Origin of the sequence: Microcoleus sp. CAWBG640 (genome assembly GCF_020883015.1) — a bacterium.
Taxonomy (GTDB): domain Bacteria; phylum Cyanobacteriota; class Cyanobacteriia; order Cyanobacteriales; family Microcoleaceae; genus Microcoleus; species Microcoleus anatoxicus.
The window spans coordinates 1-15,153 of sequence record NZ_JAHRFC010000099.1 but is presented as its reverse complement, the minus strand read 5'-3'; the positions used below and the strand labels follow the sequence as shown (position 1 = coordinate 15,153).

Annotated in this window: 11 protein-coding genes; 5 read left to right on the top strand and 6 right to left on the bottom strand. The window is 45.7% G+C overall.

Annotated elements, in window-relative coordinates; translation table 11 throughout:
- Nucleotides 1–201 precede the first annotated feature (201 nt).
- The 3 genes from AAFP11_RS26650 to AAFP11_RS26640 form a co-directional block, all read right to left on the bottom strand.
- On the bottom strand, nt 202–990 hold the full coding sequence (locus tag AAFP11_RS26650; protein WP_341739739.1) for a sulfotransferase domain-containing protein: 789 nt from the start codon (nt 988–990) through the stop codon (nt 202–204).
- 305 nt (nt 991–1,295) lie between these two features.
- Entirely contained in the window at nt 1,296–1,466 is a 171-nt protein-coding gene (locus tag AAFP11_RS26645) for a YqaE/Pmp3 family membrane protein (protein ID WP_341739738.1), read from the bottom strand.
- 39 nt (nt 1,467–1,505) lie between these two features.
- Complete coding sequence (locus tag AAFP11_RS26640; RefSeq protein ID WP_341739737.1) at nt 1,506–2,450, bottom strand: fused MFS/spermidine synthase; 945 nt, start codon at nt 2,448–2,450, stop codon at nt 1,506–1,508.
- 490 nt (nt 2,451–2,940) lie between these two features.
- Between AAFP11_RS26640 and priA the strand changes: the two genes are divergently transcribed.
- The 4 genes from priA (at nt 2,941) to phnE (ending at nt 8,764) form a co-directional block, all read left to right on the top strand.
- Nucleotides 2,941–5,532 carry a primosomal protein N' gene (gene priA, locus AAFP11_RS26635; protein WP_341739736.1) on the top strand — a complete coding sequence of 864 codons (2,592 nt, stop codon included), beginning with the start codon at nt 2,941–2,943 and terminating at the stop codon, nt 5,530–5,532.
- A 250-nt stretch (nt 5,533–5,782) separates the two neighbouring features.
- Nucleotides 5,783–6,757, top strand: a complete 975-nt coding sequence (locus AAFP11_RS26630; protein ID WP_341739735.1) for a PhnD/SsuA/transferrin family substrate-binding protein — start codon at nt 5,783–5,785, stop codon at nt 6,755–6,757.
- A 361-nt stretch (nt 6,758–7,118) separates the two neighbouring features.
- Nucleotides 7,119–7,859 carry an ATP-binding cassette domain-containing protein gene (locus tag AAFP11_RS26625; RefSeq protein WP_341739734.1) on the top strand — a complete coding sequence of 247 codons (741 nt, stop codon included), beginning with the start codon at nt 7,119–7,121 and terminating at the stop codon, nt 7,857–7,859.
- A 110-nt stretch (nt 7,860–7,969) separates the two neighbouring features.
- Entirely contained in the window at nt 7,970–8,764 is a 795-nt protein-coding gene (gene phnE / locus AAFP11_RS26620; RefSeq protein ID WP_341739733.1) for a phosphonate ABC transporter, permease protein PhnE, read from the top strand.
- Nucleotides 8,765–9,491: 727 nt separating this feature from the next.
- Here the strand turns inward: phnE and AAFP11_RS26615 are convergent.
- The 3 genes from AAFP11_RS26615 to AAFP11_RS26605 all read right to left on the bottom strand — a co-directional run bounded on the left by AAFP11_RS26615 (nt 9,492) and on the right by AAFP11_RS26605 (nt 14,079).
- The gene (locus AAFP11_RS26615) at nt 9,492–10,184 is read right to left on the bottom strand and encodes a response regulator transcription factor (protein ID WP_340518945.1); all 693 of its coding nucleotides are present in this window, start codon (nt 10,182–10,184) and stop codon (nt 9,492–9,494) included.
- Nucleotides 10,185–10,385: 201 nt separating this feature from the next.
- Complete coding sequence (gene map, locus AAFP11_RS26610; RefSeq protein ID WP_341739732.1) at nt 10,386–11,213, bottom strand: type I methionyl aminopeptidase; 828 nt, start codon at nt 11,211–11,213, stop codon at nt 10,386–10,388.
- A 451-nt stretch (nt 11,214–11,664) separates the two neighbouring features.
- Nucleotides 11,665–14,079, bottom strand: a complete 2,415-nt coding sequence (locus tag AAFP11_RS26605; protein ID WP_341739740.1) for an FAD-dependent oxidoreductase — start codon at nt 14,077–14,079, stop codon at nt 11,665–11,667.
- A 159-nt stretch (nt 14,080–14,238) separates the two neighbouring features.
- On the opposite strand from AAFP11_RS26605, the gene AAFP11_RS26600 reads away from it, so the two are divergent.
- The gene (locus AAFP11_RS26600; protein WP_341739731.1) at nt 14,239–14,751 is read left to right on the top strand and encodes a hypothetical protein; all 513 of its coding nucleotides are present in this window, start codon (nt 14,239–14,241) and stop codon (nt 14,749–14,751) included.
- Nucleotides 14,752–15,153: the final 402 nt, after the last annotated feature.

Below are 15,153 nucleotides of genomic sequence, written 5' to 3'. Positions count from 1 at the left end.
TGGCGAGGCTGGCAACGTTTGCATGACATTGCTGCTACATGGAAATTAGTTTCCACCCATTCCCCCCCAGATGTCAAGCCTGATTTTGTTAAGAAAGATGTGAGTAAGGCATAGCTTCTTAAGGGGGGGCTAAGACTTAATCCATAGCAAATAGGTCAGAAAAATGGTGTCACCAGCCCCTAGAGGATGAGGGAAATTTGATTAATCCCAGCCGAAATCTCGATCGCACATTTGGGCTAGTCTTTGATTGTGCGATCGAAAATATGCTCTCAATTGCTCGTAGATAGCCTCGCTGATGGGGGGATATTCGGTGGAGTTGTATCTTTCGTAGGTTTGTAGCTGATGGGGTGGTAAGTTTAAGAACTCTAAGACGGTGTTGAAGGTAGGGCTGGGATTGGTGTACAAGTCTTCGCTTTTGATGATTAAGATTTGTTCTTGGGGAAATAGTTTCATCCAGGCTGGGAGTTGATCTGCGTAAATGCCGCGAGTTAAATAGCTGTGGTGTTGGTGTTCGTAACTGTAGTAGTTGGGGTTGGCGATCAGTTTTTCAATTTCGCCTTGGAGTCTTTCGGGTTCGGAGGCGATCGCACTTTCTAATGATAGCGATTCGTAGCCAATTTTGATATAGTAATAATAATGGGAAATTGCGCGTTCTACTGGGTTTCTGAGCAAGGCGATGATTTTAACTTTCGGGCATAAATCGGAAATTCGCTCTGGTACGCGGGGATGACAGATGTAGTAGGGGCTGGCTTCTCCTGTGAGTAGATTTTCGCCGCTTTTGGGCTGGGGAAATTGGGAGTAATACCAGTCTGCACTCTTGTCGAAGTTAAAGTCAAAATAATGTACTTCTTTTTGGGCGGCGGGGACGATTTGGGGATGTTGGATCAGATAGTTGTACAGGGATGTTGTGCCGCCTTTTTGGACACCAATGATGATGAAGTCGGGGGGTTTTGGGGTTTGGTTCATGGGTTGTAGGTTGATATTTTGCATTTGTAGCGACTGTTTCGGATTTGGCATTTGTACCGATAGTCCGCCGGGGGTTAAAACCCCCGTCTCATAGTGCAAGTCCTTTGAAAAGGACTGAAGATGTCTTTCCCGATTCGAGAATTCCGCGATCGCCCATTTTAGCTCCGATCGAACTTAATCTAGATCTGGGTCAAGATCATTAAACTCGGCTAGAGTGGAATCCCCTAAGCCCAAATCCTTGCGGGGCAAATCTTTCTGGATAAAATATATCGCCCCCACCAAGGCTTGTAGATACTGTCTTAACCTGTCCAGACAGTATCTACGGGAACTTAACCTCGATCGTTCTTGGCAATTATCCAAATGGCGTGGATCATACCCGGAAACCAGAAAAAACAGGTGAGAACCAGGTTAATCCAAAAATCTATGCCAATCCCAACCGTCAGAAATACGCCCAGGGGGGGAAGAAAAATGGCAGCTAGTATGCGAATTAAATTGCCCATCTGAGTTACTCCAAACGACTTTTCTCTTTCAATTTAGCTTCACTGACCGACAGAACCTTTCCCGAAAAATTTAGGCGGTTCTGCCATAGTGTAAACTTCGGTTTCCTCGGCGATTACTTTTCGTAAGTGGCCGGCAACCTGCATCAATCCCAACAGCGTAATTCCGTCGAACATTCGGAACCCACCAATGGTTTGTTCAGCGAGTAATTTGTCCGTAACTTCTGGTTCGGGACGGGTGTTGATTTCCTGAGTTGAAGCTACAGCAAAACCCCAAGGAGCTCCGTAGGTAGAAATAAAGCTGGTGCAAGATTGAACGTTGGGGAAAACCGATTTCAGCGTATTTACAATCCGGGCGTGCATTTTCATTTCTGCTGGAGAAACAGGGCCTGCTTGTACTACAAAATATCCCGTAGGTGACAGGACGCGGCGAACTTTCTCGAAGTATTCTTTTGTAAACAACTGGAAAGAAGGGCCTTCTTCAATGGGATCGGACAAGTCAGAAATGACAACATCCCAATCGCTGTCACTGTTATCTAAATAGTCTAAAGCATCGCCGATTACGACTTCGCAACGAGGGTCATCAAAGGCATTTTGGTGCATTTCTGGAAGGTGTTCGCGACAAGCATCTACTACTTCGCCGTCGATATCAACCATCACTACTTTTTCAACACTTTTCCAGCGCAGCACTTCTCTAATAGTAGCTCCTTCACCGCCACCGAGAACCAGCACTTTTTTGGGTGAACCGTGCATAGTCATGGCTGGGTGAACCAGCGGTTCGTGGTACAGAAACTCGTCGCCTGTACAAGATTGCCATTTGCCATCCAAAACTAAGCCTTTGCCGTAGGTACCGGTTTCAACAACGTACATTTCTTGAAAGGCTGTTTTCTTGTAAGCAAGCACCCGCGTGATGCCGTGAACGTAGATATCCCAAGGGGTAATGTACTCGCTCATCCAAAAATCTGCACGAACTTCGCTACCTGACATCCAATACTCTCCCAGTGTAAATTACTTAAGTAGTAATTCATAGCACAAAATGGCGATCGGATGTAAGTGCGATCGACACAAACAGGTTATGTTGACAGTTGACAGTTGACAGTTGACGGTTGACAGTTGACAGTTGACAGTTGACAGTTGACAGTTGACGGTTAACTCTAATTTACTATTCCGATGCTAACGGATTTGATATCACTTGCTTGAAAACTGCTATATTAGCTAAATTTAATAGTTAATATTAATAGAAATTATGCACAAATAAGCTTAGAAAAAATGCCCAACTTCTTTAAAAAGTCGGGTATAAAACAGCGAAGTATTTTATGTTTTATTTTGAAAAATTGAGCGATAATGAAAACTCTCTTTGATCGAAAGCTATTTGGTCGGGGGCCCCAGATTCATTCCGAAACCAGGCTGACTGACGGGGCAATCTAAAATCTAAAATAGCATGACTGTGGCTCTTTCTAGTTTGGTGTGTAACGCTATGTCTACTGTCACTTTTGCTTTATCAACGCCCTCCGCTGCTGAGGCTGGGGCATTTTACGGCAGCAATCAACCGCCAAGTCGCCCCACCGTGCGGGCACAGTGGATCGAAGTTTTGGTAGACTTTCCTTTCAGGGGCGCGGGGGACCCCCCAGGGGAGGAAAACAAGTTATTTACCTATCGGTTGCCGGCGGAACTGACGGTGCAACCAGGAGATATTCTGAGTGTACCATTTGGCAGTCAACAGGTGGGGGCGATCGCCATTCGTTTTGTTTCTCAACTACCGCTAAACTTAGACCCCGCCAAGGTTAAAGATGTTGAAGATGTGGTCAGCACTGGATTTTTTGTTCCTACTTACTGGGAATTGCTCGAACGCACTTCTATCTATTATTGCACGCCTTTAATTCAAGTAATTAGAGCTTCCTTACCACCGGGATTGTTAAGCCGTTCTGTGCGTCGCATTCGGTTAGTTAAGGATGCTATTTCTCCAAATGCCGAAGTATTTCTAAATCCCGCAGCTAGTCAAATTTTACAATTATTGCAAGCTCAAAAAAACGGCGATTATACTTGGCAATACCTTCAGCGGCAAGTTAAGGGTGCTGGTGCTTATAGGGGATTGCGAGATTTATTAAAACGGGGTTGGGTAGAAAGTTATTTAGAACCTCCCCATCCTCCCAAACCGCAACTGAAACCGGCGGTGACATTAATTGGCAGTGCTTTTGTCACAGATTTAACCAAACGTCAGCAAGAAGTATTGGAAGTTTTACGACGCGCAGGTGGTGAAATGTGGCTCAACGATCTACTGAAAATTTGCAGTACGAGTTCCTACCTTGTCAAGGCTTTGGAACAAAAAGGTAGTGTTGTAATTGACCAAAGGGAAGTGCTCAGGGGCGATCGCGGAATTGCCCAAATTCCCGATTCACCCAAAACTTTAACTGATTTTCAGGCCGAAGCTTTAGGATTCATTAACAGTTTTTCGGGATTTCGTCAAGTGCTGCTACATGGTGTGACAGGTTCTGGGAAAACTGAAGTGTACTTACAGGCGATCGCCCCAATCTTAGCTAGTGGCAAATCCGCCCTCGTACTCGTGCCAGAAATCGGCCTGACACCACAACTTACAGACAGATTCCGCGCCCGTTTTGGCGAGCAAATTTGCGTATATCACAGTGCCCTCTCCGACGGAGAACGTTACGATACATGGCGTCAGATGCTCACTGGAACCCCACAAATTGTCATCGGCACGCGATCAGCTATTTTTGCACCTTTACCTGAATTAGGCTTAATTATCCTCGATGAAGAACATGACACCAGCTTCAAACAAGAACAACCAGCCCCTTGCTACCACGCCCGCACCGTAGCCAAATGGCGGGCAGAATTAGAAAATTGTCCCCTAATTTTAGGTTCTGCTACCCCAGCTTTAGAGACTTTTTTTGCCACTAAAATTAATGATTATTCATTGCCAAATATTCATTATTTATCATTGCCTGAACGTATTTATTCGCGCCCGATGCCACCGATTGAAATCGTTGATATGCGCCAAGAATTGCGGCAAGGAAATCGTTCAATTTTTAGTGTTTCTCTGCAAAATGCTCTGGAAGAATTGCAAGAAAGACAACAGCAAGGTATTCTGTTTATTCACAGAAGAGGACATAGTACCTTTGTCTCTTGTCGGAGTTGTGGCTATGTGATGGAATGCCCCAATTGTGATGTGTCGCTTTCTTATCACCAAATCGGCGAAGGGACATCAGAAATGTTGCGCTGTCACTACTGCAACCATACAGAAAGACACCCTCAAAATTGTCCAGAATGCAGGTCTCCTTATTTCAAAAATTTTGGGAGTGGTACTCAGCGAGTCGAACAGGAATTAACCAGATTGTTTCCCCAATTGCGGGCAATTCGGTTTGATAGTGATACGACTAGAAATAAGGGCGACCACCGGAGATTGTTAACCCAATTTGCCCAGGGGGAAGCTGATATTTTGTTGGGAACACAAATGCTAACTAAAGGGTTGGATTTAGCTGGGGTGACATTGGTAGGGGTTGTCTCGGCTGATGGGTTGCTAAATTTGTCGGATTATCGGGCCAGCGAACGGGCATTTCAAACTTTAACTCAAGTGGCGGGCCGTGCTGGTAGAGGTGACGATCCGGGAAGGGTAATTATGCAAACTTATACTCCCGAACATCGGGTAATTCAAGCAGTTAGACGGCACGAATATGCAAGTTTTGTAGAAACAGAATTAGCAGCAAGGGCGGCCCTGAATTATCCTCCTTCGGGGCGGCTGGTTTTGTTGCGATTAAGTAGTTTGGAGGCGGCGGAAGTTGCGGTGACGGCGGTACAATTGGCGTCTGTTTGTCAGGAGTATATTGAGGGATTGTCTTTACCGGGTTGTGAGTTGTTGGGGCCCGCACCGGCGGCGATTATGCGGGTAGCAAATCGGTATCGGTGGCAGATTTTGCTGAAGTTGCCTTTGGATGAGTCGGTGGATTTGTCGGATTTGATCGGATTGCGCGATTCCCTTCGGGATAGCTTCGCTTCACGCATTCCTCGTTCTGTTAGTTTAACTATTGATGTCGATCCGTTGAATTTTGGTTGATTGCTTGGATGGGGGCGGGTTGATTTAGATTTTTTGTCAGTTTCCCCTATTTTTGGTAAAACCCGCCCCTACAACCAATCCTAGGCAGATATTGGACTGTAAACTGATAACTTTTTATTATAAATCATATAAACAATATCTATCGTTCATTGTTGCACTTAATTGTCAAAAAACCTTTAAGATGATTTAGTTATTGCAATTAATTATCAAAAGCTAAACTAGCATTGGGGCTAAAACAGGAGAGAGATTAATGAATGTAAGTTTAAAAGTGCTGGCTGGTGCTAGCGCAGGATTGTTGCTGCTAGGGGGTTTGGCTGCGAATACCATGGGAATTGGGCAAAAGGCGATCGCCCAACAGACTCCCAAAGGCGATCGAGATTTGAGAGCACAAGCTCCAATAAATCGCATTAGAATTGTGTTTGCCAATCGTAGAGATGCCACAGATTTGCAAAACAAAGCTAATCAAGTAGCAGCCATACTCTCAAAAGCGATGGGAATTCCTGTAGAAGCAGTCATCGGCGACGAAACCGCAGCCGTCGAAGCTTTGAGAGCAAATAGAGCTGATGTAGCTTTTGTCGCAGGGCGCGCCGCCTTGAAAGCTGAGCAATTAGCCAAAGCACGGATGTATTTAGCCGAAGTTCGCAGCGATTATTCCGGCGGAAATACCTATGATTCTGTATTTGTCGTGCGTCAAGACAGCCCCCTACGCCCAAAAGGTAGTGCAAAGCAAACCCTAGAACAATTGAAAGGTAAAAAAATTGCTTTCACCTCTCGGACTTCCGGTTCGGGATTTATTTTTCCAGTGGGAGAGTTGGTTGGTCAAGGATTAGTTTCAGGACCAGATAGATTAGAAAGTTTCTTCGGAAATGTCACCTATGGTGATGGTTACGGTAGCGCTTTACAAGCAGTTTTAAAAGGTCAAGCAGAAGTTGCTGCGGTATCAGAATATGCTTTGCTACCACCTTGGATTACAGCAGCAGAAGGTAAACAATTGCGAGTGTTGCAACAAGTTCCGGGAGTTCCCGCCCATGGAATTGTGATTGACGATCGCATTCCTGCGCCAATGCGAGAAAAGCTAATTAATGCTTTCTTGACTATGAATGAGCCGACAAACAATTCATTGTTCCGCAGTTTGTACAATTCCCAGAAATTAGTAAAAGTCGATCACAACACCCATTTGGCAACATTAAGTCAAGCTTTGAAACGCGCTCAATTAGACCCGTAATTTGATGAGGTTTATTGTTTACTGTTGACTGTGAGTCATTGCTCTCTTCGACCACACTCAGAGAGCAATACCTCGTTCCCAGGCTCTGCCTCAGCATAAAAATTGCCTTCAGGGAGCAATACCTCGTTCCCAGGCTCTGCCTGGGAATGCAGTTCCAGAGGCTCCGCCTCGGAAGCATCCCGATTTTGCATAGGCGAAGCATGACCTCCGTAAATCTCTGGTTATAACTAATAAATTGTCTGCGGTCATGCTTCGCCCCTACGAATATATTTACAAAACACAGATGCACCCTCTGCCTCAGCATAAAAATTGCCTTAAACTGGTAATTTGCTGTTCCCAAATCTATCAATAAATACTGACGATGACCATCGAATGTTCTCAAATAAAAACAGCTTATTCCCCCTCGCTAAATCGGTCAATTCTCAACGGAATTGATTGTAAGATCGAACAAGGAGAATTTGTCGCCTTACTCGGTTTGAACGGTGCGGGAAAATCCACCCTATTGCGCTCCTTTGTTGGCTTAGTCCCCGTCAAAACCGGTGAGATGCGGATTAATGAGATGGTGATGAATACGCGCACGATCGCCCGAATTCGTCGGGATATCGGCTTGATTTTTCAAGGTGGCGGTTTGGTGAAGCAGTCCATGGCGATCGAGAATGTGTTGTGCGGTTGTTTAGGAAGCTTAAATACTTGGCAGACACTGTGGGGTTTTCCGAAACAAAAGCGCGATCGAGCTTTGGAATTACTCGCAGATTTCGGACTCGAAGACCTAGCATATCAAAAAACTGGACTACTCAGTGGCGGACAACAGCAAAAAGTAGCCATCGCCCGCGCCTTAATTCAATCTCCACGGATTTTATTAGCCGACGAACCTACCACCGGATTAGATGTCATCGCCGCCCGACAAGTCATGGAAATTCTCGCCAAACTCCACAAAGAACAGGGGATGACAGTAGTGGTAGTATTGCACGACTTAGCCATGGCGAGCAATTATCCAGAAAGGGCGATCGTCCTCGATGCCGGTCAAATAATCTATGATGGCAAATGTCAAAACTTGTCAGAAAAATTCAGCAGATTAAAACATTCCAAAATTGCAGTCTAAACTCTACCCTTCTCCACTCTTCCTCTGCGCCCTCTGCGCCCTCTGCGGTTAATAAAAAAAAATCACCAAACACAAAATATCACTGTAAATAAAAATATAAACAAATACAAATGAACGAAAAAAGACTAAATAATTTATCAAAAAACTATAGTTGGGTAAAAAACCTAGGGATTATAGCAGGTTTAATTATAATTTATGGTTGGGCGCTCAGGGGATTAGAAATTGACGCGGAAACCTTGGTTAGCAGTTGGCCTTACATGACCGATTTTATTTCCCGTTTGTGGCCTCCGAATCTGGAAATTATAGATGTAGCAATCAAGGCTTTGATTGAGACTATTCAAATGTCTTTATGGGGAACCACTATCGGGGCAGTTTTTTCTGTACCGATCGCTATTTGTAGCGCCCATAATATAGCACCAACGTGGTTGCAATTGCCGGCTAATTTTATCCAAAATGCGGTGCGAGCCGTGCCTTCGATTGTGTTAGGATTGTTGTTTGTATCGGCTACTGGTTTGGGGGCACCGGCGGGTACTTTGGCTTTGGGCATTTATACGATCGGCTATTTGGCTAAATTTTACCAGGAGGCGATCGAATCTGTAGAAGTGCGATCGATCGAATCTTTGCAGGTAGGAGGTGCATCTTGGCTGCAAGTTGCCCAATATGGAATTTTCCCCCAAGTATTGCCCCTAGGGTTGGGTTATACTCTGTGGATGTTTGAATATAACATCCGCGCTGCTTCGGTTTTGGGAGTAGTTGGCGCTGGTGGTATTGGTTTTGAATTAGTTAATTATATTCGAGCTTTTGAATATAATAAAGCTACAACTATGATGTTAGTTTTGTTAGTTGTGGTGACGGTTATAGATGTGATTAGTAGTAAATGGCGGCAGCGTTTAGAAGCTAAGTAAGATTAATTGAACCGCGAAGGTGCAAAGAACCCCCCCCTGCCCCCCCCAAGGGGGGAATGATATCGTTTCCGGCTGCATCGGAATGATTTAACCGCAGAGAACACAGAGGACACAGAGGGAGAGAATAGAGATCTGAATCATTCAGATGCTACCGGATTTGATATGATATCAATTCCGGTTGTATCGGAATGATTTAACCGCGAAGGCGCTCATGACGCGAAGGAAGAGAAGAGAGAGATTAATAATTCCGATGAAGAAAGGATTTGATATGAAACTGCCTTGCAGCCCCAAGGAAGAACCCCCCCTGCCCCCAGGGCGGTTTCATTCTCCAAAAAACGAGGGCTTTGTAGGGGTAGTGCCCAGGGCTGTTTCATTCTCAAACAAATCATCGTTTTGTAGGGGTAGTGGATGGTGCGTGCCTACCCTCCTCATCCACGATTTTGTATGTGTTTCAGAGATTGGGGCGGGCACTCTTGGCACCGCCCCTACAAGAGAATGAAACAGCCCTGGGGTAGTGGATGGTGCGTGCCTACCCCCTCCACCGACCATTTTCCGTCATTTCAGAGATTGGGGCAACCACGGGGGGATTGCCCCTACAAGAGAATGAAACAGCTCTGCCCCTGCCCCCCTTGGGGGGAATCAAACAGCCTTGCCCCCTTGGGGGGAATGAAACAGCCCTGCGGCTGCCAGCGGGTTAAAAATTTACTGGGCATCAGCCCAGTTATTCCTACTTGGTTAAACCGTGTTCGAGGGCGTAACGAACTAATTCTGTGCGACTGTTAGTACCTGTTTTGCTAAACAAACGACTGACATATTTTTCCACATTACGCACGCTAGTTTCTAAGCGGCGGGCAATTTCTTTGTTCATCAAACCTTGGGCAACTAAGTCTAAAACACTTTGTTCTCGCGGAGTCAAATCTATTTTAATCAGGGAAGGACTTTGGGTTATCGAACTCCGTCCGCTCAGCAAAGACTCAATTCTCGCCATCTGATTGGCCAAAGCTGCAATATCGGGATTTTCCCCATTCTCGCTCATCTCCTTAGCCGCCGCGCGACGAGCCAGCAAATTGGTGACAATGGCCACTAATTCATCGGGATCGAAGGGCTTAGAAAGATAGGCATCGCAACCTGCTGTATAGCCTTGAATACGATCGCTCGTCATGCCCTTAGCCGTCAAAAACACTACGGGTAAAGCCTTATAGCGAGGATCTTCCCGCACTTGTTTGAGAAACTGATAGCCGTCCACCTGGGGCATCATAATGTCGGAAATGAGCAAATCAGGATTTTGCTTTTGCAAGATTTCCCAGCCGTCGCGAGCATTACTGGCAACCTCAACCACAAAATTACTATCTTCTAAATAAGCTTGTACTGCTTCCCGCAAGCCCGGTTCATCATCTACCAGTAATAATCGTGCTGACATTTCTCTTACCTTTGTCCTTTATTACTATTATGTTAAAATTTTGCCAAATTTAACTATTATTATCTTGACTAATGAAGGCAAATATTGTATGTTGAGCTCTTCGACTCCGCGGCGGTTGGTATCTGTGCAGCCCAAGGACTGCGAAGTCGAAGAGTCAACCAATCTCGACCATCAAAACTTGAGGTCAAAACTCCAAACTGTTTAAACTTTAGAGCGATCGGTCAAAATTTCATAGCCGGTGTCCGTCACCAACACAGTATGCTCAAACTGAGCAGACATGGCATTGTCCACCGTGACAGCAGTCCATTTATCAGCGAGTGTCCGAGTATACTTAGAACCTGCATTCAAAATTGGTTCGATCGCCAATGTCATACCCGATCGCAATTTTACATTCGGCATTTCGCGAGTACGGAAATTGAAAACCGACGGTTCCTCGTGCAAATTCCGCCCAACGCCGTGGCCTGTAAACTCCTCAACGATGCTAAAACCATTACTTTTGACATGATCTTCGATCGCACCAGCCAGATCGAGCAAATAAGCACCAGCCCTTACTTGTTCAATGCCTTTATAGAGAGCTTCCTCAGCAACTCTAATTAACTTAGCCGATTCCGGTGTCACCTCCACAACGGGAATCGTAATACAAGAATCGCCGTGAAAACCTTGATAATACGCTCCCGTATCCACCTTGAGAACATCTCCGGCCCGAATCACTTTTTTCTTACTAGGAATACCGTGAACTACTTCATTATTAATACTAGAGCAAATGGAGCCTGTGAAGCCGTGATAGCCTTTAAAACTCGGAGTTGCACCCATAGAACGAATGCGTTTTTCCGCATAAGCATCTAAATCTGCCGTAGTCATTCCCGGCTGCACCATTTGGGAAATTTCCTTTAGGACAGTAGCGACAATTTTGGCTGCTTGCCGCATAATTTCGATTTCGCGTTCCGATTTAATTTCAATGCCTCGGCGCTGTTTTTTGACTTGGGGTTGTTGAGTGGGGCTAGAAAGGAGACCGCTAAAAATATTCATGTATTAATCGAGTAATTTTCTACTTTGACACTCTCAGACTTGCAAACTAAATTGTACCAAATATGGACAGGGATTGAAATCGTTTCCGGTTGCTGACCTGGGAGATGGAAAAACACGATCGCTCGTACTCTAACCCATATTCCGCACCCCCAACTGGCACCTACGCGGAATGTGGGTTAAAATATAATCCCCAAACCTATTCACAGCAATCAAAGCAGCTTATTCAACTATCAATAAAATTGATAGTTGAATTTTGAGTTTCCGATGAGGATGTGAATTTTTTCATTCAGAATTTTAGCACAGCTAAAATTCGAGAATGAAACAGCCCTGGGATGCGAGGGGGATCTAGACTTGGCTACGAACGAGAGATACCAAGGGTTTCAGGCGATTGTTGACACCAATGGTAGGGGGGCCCCAATTCCCAATTCCCCATTCCCAATTCCCAATAAGATTACTTCCAGTTTTGCCAGGAACTATTAAAAATAGAAGTACCCGGAAATGCGATGGGATTGGCATTTTGTTGCAGCCGCAACTGTAACACCTCCAAATTTGGCTCGCGGGACGGCAATTCGTCCACCAATTCATAAGGTATAATCCCATTTTCTAGGGAAAAAGCAGCCGTAATTCCGGCCGCCGCACCAGCAGACCATTCAAAAGAATGCACCCGATAAGCCGCCGCCGCTGTGTGGCTGACAGCAATACTTTTACCCGCCACCAACATATTGTCAATTTTCTGAGGAATCATTGCCCGCAGCGGAATTTGGAACGGATAAGCTTGTCCTTGACCTTTGCGAGTTCCTTCGCGTTCGGTGTTTCCTGGTGCTTCTGGGGGACTGTTGGTCATGCAGGGGTGAAAGTCGATCGCATAATGACCAATACCCACAGCATCTGGATAAATAGTAGCGCGCGATCGCGATTTTGTATTCTCAACCGATTGACTACCCACAGCCAAAGCCGGCGCATTCAAACCACCCAAATTCAGCCACAAATTCCGGTAATCTTCCGCCGACAAATTCTGACGGTAAAAACTATCCTTAAAATTAGTGCGAGACATATCAACTTCCCACACCGTAAAACCTTGAGGCTGACTCAAACTTGGTCTCCCAATAATTCGTCTGCCCTCCCGCATATAAGGATATTTAGAAAGTCCGTGAACGGTCCCCATCGGCGAATCTAGTCCGCTCAAAAATCGATTATTTGGATAAGGCTTTTTCACACCATTACCCAGTTGCGAGTCAGTGGTTCCTGCTACCAACCAGTAGAAAAAGCCTTTAGCATTTTCTTCCCCACGCCGCAATGTTTCTGTTCGCAAACCACCCATCCAGCCACCGGGTTGCAGTTGGCCGTTCGCTGCGAGTTGCGCGCGAGAATAAATTAAATTATCCAGGGAAGAACCAGGGCGATAGTCATTACCCCAAGTCCAGTTTTGCATAGAAATATCCCCAGGGTAAATTGGGAATTGCTTGGGGTCGGCAGGGCGCGGTTCATCGGGTTTCATACTCCTGATTTGGCGGTAGCTGAAAACCAAAGGAAAACTAGCTAATCTCTGCAATTCGTAACTGTAATAAGGAGCATATTGCTGATAGAAAGATGGCTGTTGCTGCTGTTGGGGTTCCTTCGTTGCCTCCATGGCAAAGGTGTAGGTAAAACCTTGAGTACAATAAGCATCACCCGTAGGACTTCCAGAGGAAGGTTCTAGGGGGGAACGGGGGTCAATCCCCAGGCGGTAGGGAACATCGGCTAGTCCGATTAATTCGCCGGTTTCTGTGGCATCGACAACGTACCAATCAGCACCCCCCCTAGCCCCCCCTTGTAAAGGGGGGGAACTTGTAGCCTTGTCGCCCCCTTGTAAAGGGGGGGAACTTGTAGCCTTGTCGCCCCCTTGTAAAGGGGGGGAACTTGTGGCCTTGTCGCCCCCTTGTAAAGGGGGGGAACTTGTAGCCTTGTCGCCCCTGACTAAAGGGGGGGAACTTGTGGCCTTCTCGCCCCTGACTAAAGGGGGGGAACTTGTGGCCTTGTCGCCCCTGACTAAAGGGGGGGAACTTGTGGCCTTCTCGCCCCTGACTAAAGGGGGGGAACTTGTGGCCTTCTCGCCCCTGACTAAAGGGGGGGAACTTGTGGCATTCCCCCCCCTTGGTAAGGGGGGGTTAGGGGGGGTCTGACGTGGTTTGGGAATAAACCGGATAATGGTTTTGTTAAATCGCGCCGAATTTTCGTAGCGGTAGGCATCTTCGATGGTTTTAGAAAGGGTTTCGGTGTTGATTGGTGGGGTATTGGGGGCTGGTTTGTGCGAAATGGCGATCGCACTTTTAATTTGTTGACCACCCACCGCATTTCCCGCCACAGCAGGAGTAATTTCTAGTTCTTTAATTACCGTATTGGGAAACCATTTCAGCTTACCATTTCCTGTTTTAGCAGCATCCTGTAACACTTCAAATAAAATTTTGTTACCGTCGTAGGGCATGAAACAGGAATAGCTAACCCAACAGCCGCCAGGATTGAGACGGCCGTAATGTTCCTTGATGCGCCGTCGCAATTCTAGGTAGCCGCGGGGGTAAAATAAGAGCGATCGCTGAGTCTCTCTTTCATCTAGTGCAGAGGTTCCCTGGGAGGAGATTTGGCCACCTACCCAGTCGGTAATTTCCGTCATACAAACCGTGCGACCAGCCCGCAAACCTTCGTAGGCGGTAGCAGCACCAGCCAGTCCGCCACCTGCTACCAGAATATCACAAGTTTCCTCGCGATCTAGATTGCGATTCGGCGCGGAAAATACGGGTGAAATAGTGGATATTACCGAAATTAGACCGAGAGATAGGCTCAAGAGCGATCGACTTTTGAGCCAGAATAAATACGTTGGCAGTTTCATCGCAGATTGTTGGCTAAATTTTGACATAACTCCAGACACTTATCGCGTCCAAATCTTTATTTTGCACTATACTGACATTTAAGTGTACAGTCAGAGCAACTTTTTATTTTTCTGACGGATTAGTAAGTATAACAACTATTTAATATTCCCATGAACCCGATGAGAAACCTCCTCAGATTTTTTCGATTATTGCTCCCTTTTGAAAGTTTTAAAATTACCACAACTTTAAGTTTTTCTAAGGTTCTACAAAGATTAGATGAAGTTGTCGATACTCCCAAAATTTTTAGAATCGTGATACCTTTTGGGCCACCACCTCCCAAACCTTATGAGGGAACCATAAATGGCAAGACTTTTAAAATTAGTCGGATTATCAGCGGCCGCAATTCATTCCTGCCATTGATTCAAGGAGAAATACATCCTCAACCCTTCGGTTGTGTAATCGATATTAACATGAGTTTGCATAAATTTGTGATGATATTTATGATTTTTTGGTTGTGGTTCACAGGTAGTATTGGCATTTTTGCTTTATTTGCTTGGTTGGCAGAACCGTCTGTGGGACCTATATTTCTTCCCTTGTTAGGAATGTTTATATTTGGGTTGATTTTGTTTATAGTTCCGTTTAAGATAGAAGCAAAAATCGCTACTAAGTTTTTATCTACATTGTTTAATTAAGTAGAAGGGATAAGAACCCCCCCCTGCCCCCCCAAGGGGGGAAATTCTGGGAGAAGAACCCCCCCTGCTCCCCCAAGGGGGGAAATGCTGGGAGAAGTCACCCCCCCAAGGGGGGAAATTCTGGGAGAAGAACCCCCCCTGCCCCCCCAAGGGGGGAAATGCTGGGAGAAGTCATATCAAATCCGGTAACATCGGAATTATTCATCTCTCTTATCTCCCTCTGTGTTCTCTGCGTTCTAGTAAGGTTAAATCATTCCGATGCAGCCGGAAACGATATGACATACTCCCACATCAAATCTGAGTACAGATTATGATGTGGGCTTCTTAACAGCCCGATGAAGGGTATGTAAGATTTCCTTCTGGTACGCTTTATCCATAGTTCCTACTATAGAAAGATTCCCA

Bases quoted from the DNA above. Each gene is read 5' to 3' on its own strand.
- AAFP11_RS26650 (WP_341739739.1), bottom strand. From the start codon at position 990: ATGCAAAATATCAACCTACAACCCATGAACCAAACCCCAAAACCCCCC.
- AAFP11_RS26625 (WP_341739734.1), top strand. From the start codon at position 7,119: ATGACCATCGAATGTTCTCAAATAAAAACAGCTTATTCCCCCTCGCTA.
- AAFP11_RS26605 (WP_341739740.1), bottom strand. From the start codon at position 14,079: ATGAAACTGCCAACGTATTTATTCTGGCTCAAAAGTCGATCGCTCTTG.
- AAFP11_RS26615 (WP_340518945.1), bottom strand. From the start codon at position 10,184: ATGTCAGCACGATTATTACTGGTAGATGATGAACCGGGCTTGCGGGAA.
- phnE (WP_341739733.1), top strand. From the start codon at position 7,970: ATGAACGAAAAAAGACTAAATAATTTATCAAAAAACTATAGTTGGGTA.
- AAFP11_RS26600 (WP_341739731.1), top strand. From the start codon at position 14,239: ATGAGAAACCTCCTCAGATTTTTTCGATTATTGCTCCCTTTTGAAAGT.
- priA (WP_341739736.1), top strand. From the start codon at position 2,941: ATGTCTACTGTCACTTTTGCTTTATCAACGCCCTCCGCTGCTGAGGCT.
- AAFP11_RS26630 (WP_341739735.1), top strand. From the start codon at position 5,783: ATGAATGTAAGTTTAAAAGTGCTGGCTGGTGCTAGCGCAGGATTGTTG.
- AAFP11_RS26645 (WP_341739738.1), bottom strand. From the start codon at position 1,466: ATGGGCAATTTAATTCGCATACTAGCTGCCATTTTTCTTCCCCCCCTG.
- AAFP11_RS26640 (WP_341739737.1), bottom strand. From the start codon at position 2,450: ATGTCAGGTAGCGAAGTTCGTGCAGATTTTTGGATGAGCGAGTACATT.
- map (WP_341739732.1), bottom strand. From the start codon at position 11,213: ATGAATATTTTTAGCGGTCTCCTTTCTAGCCCCACTCAACAACCCCAA.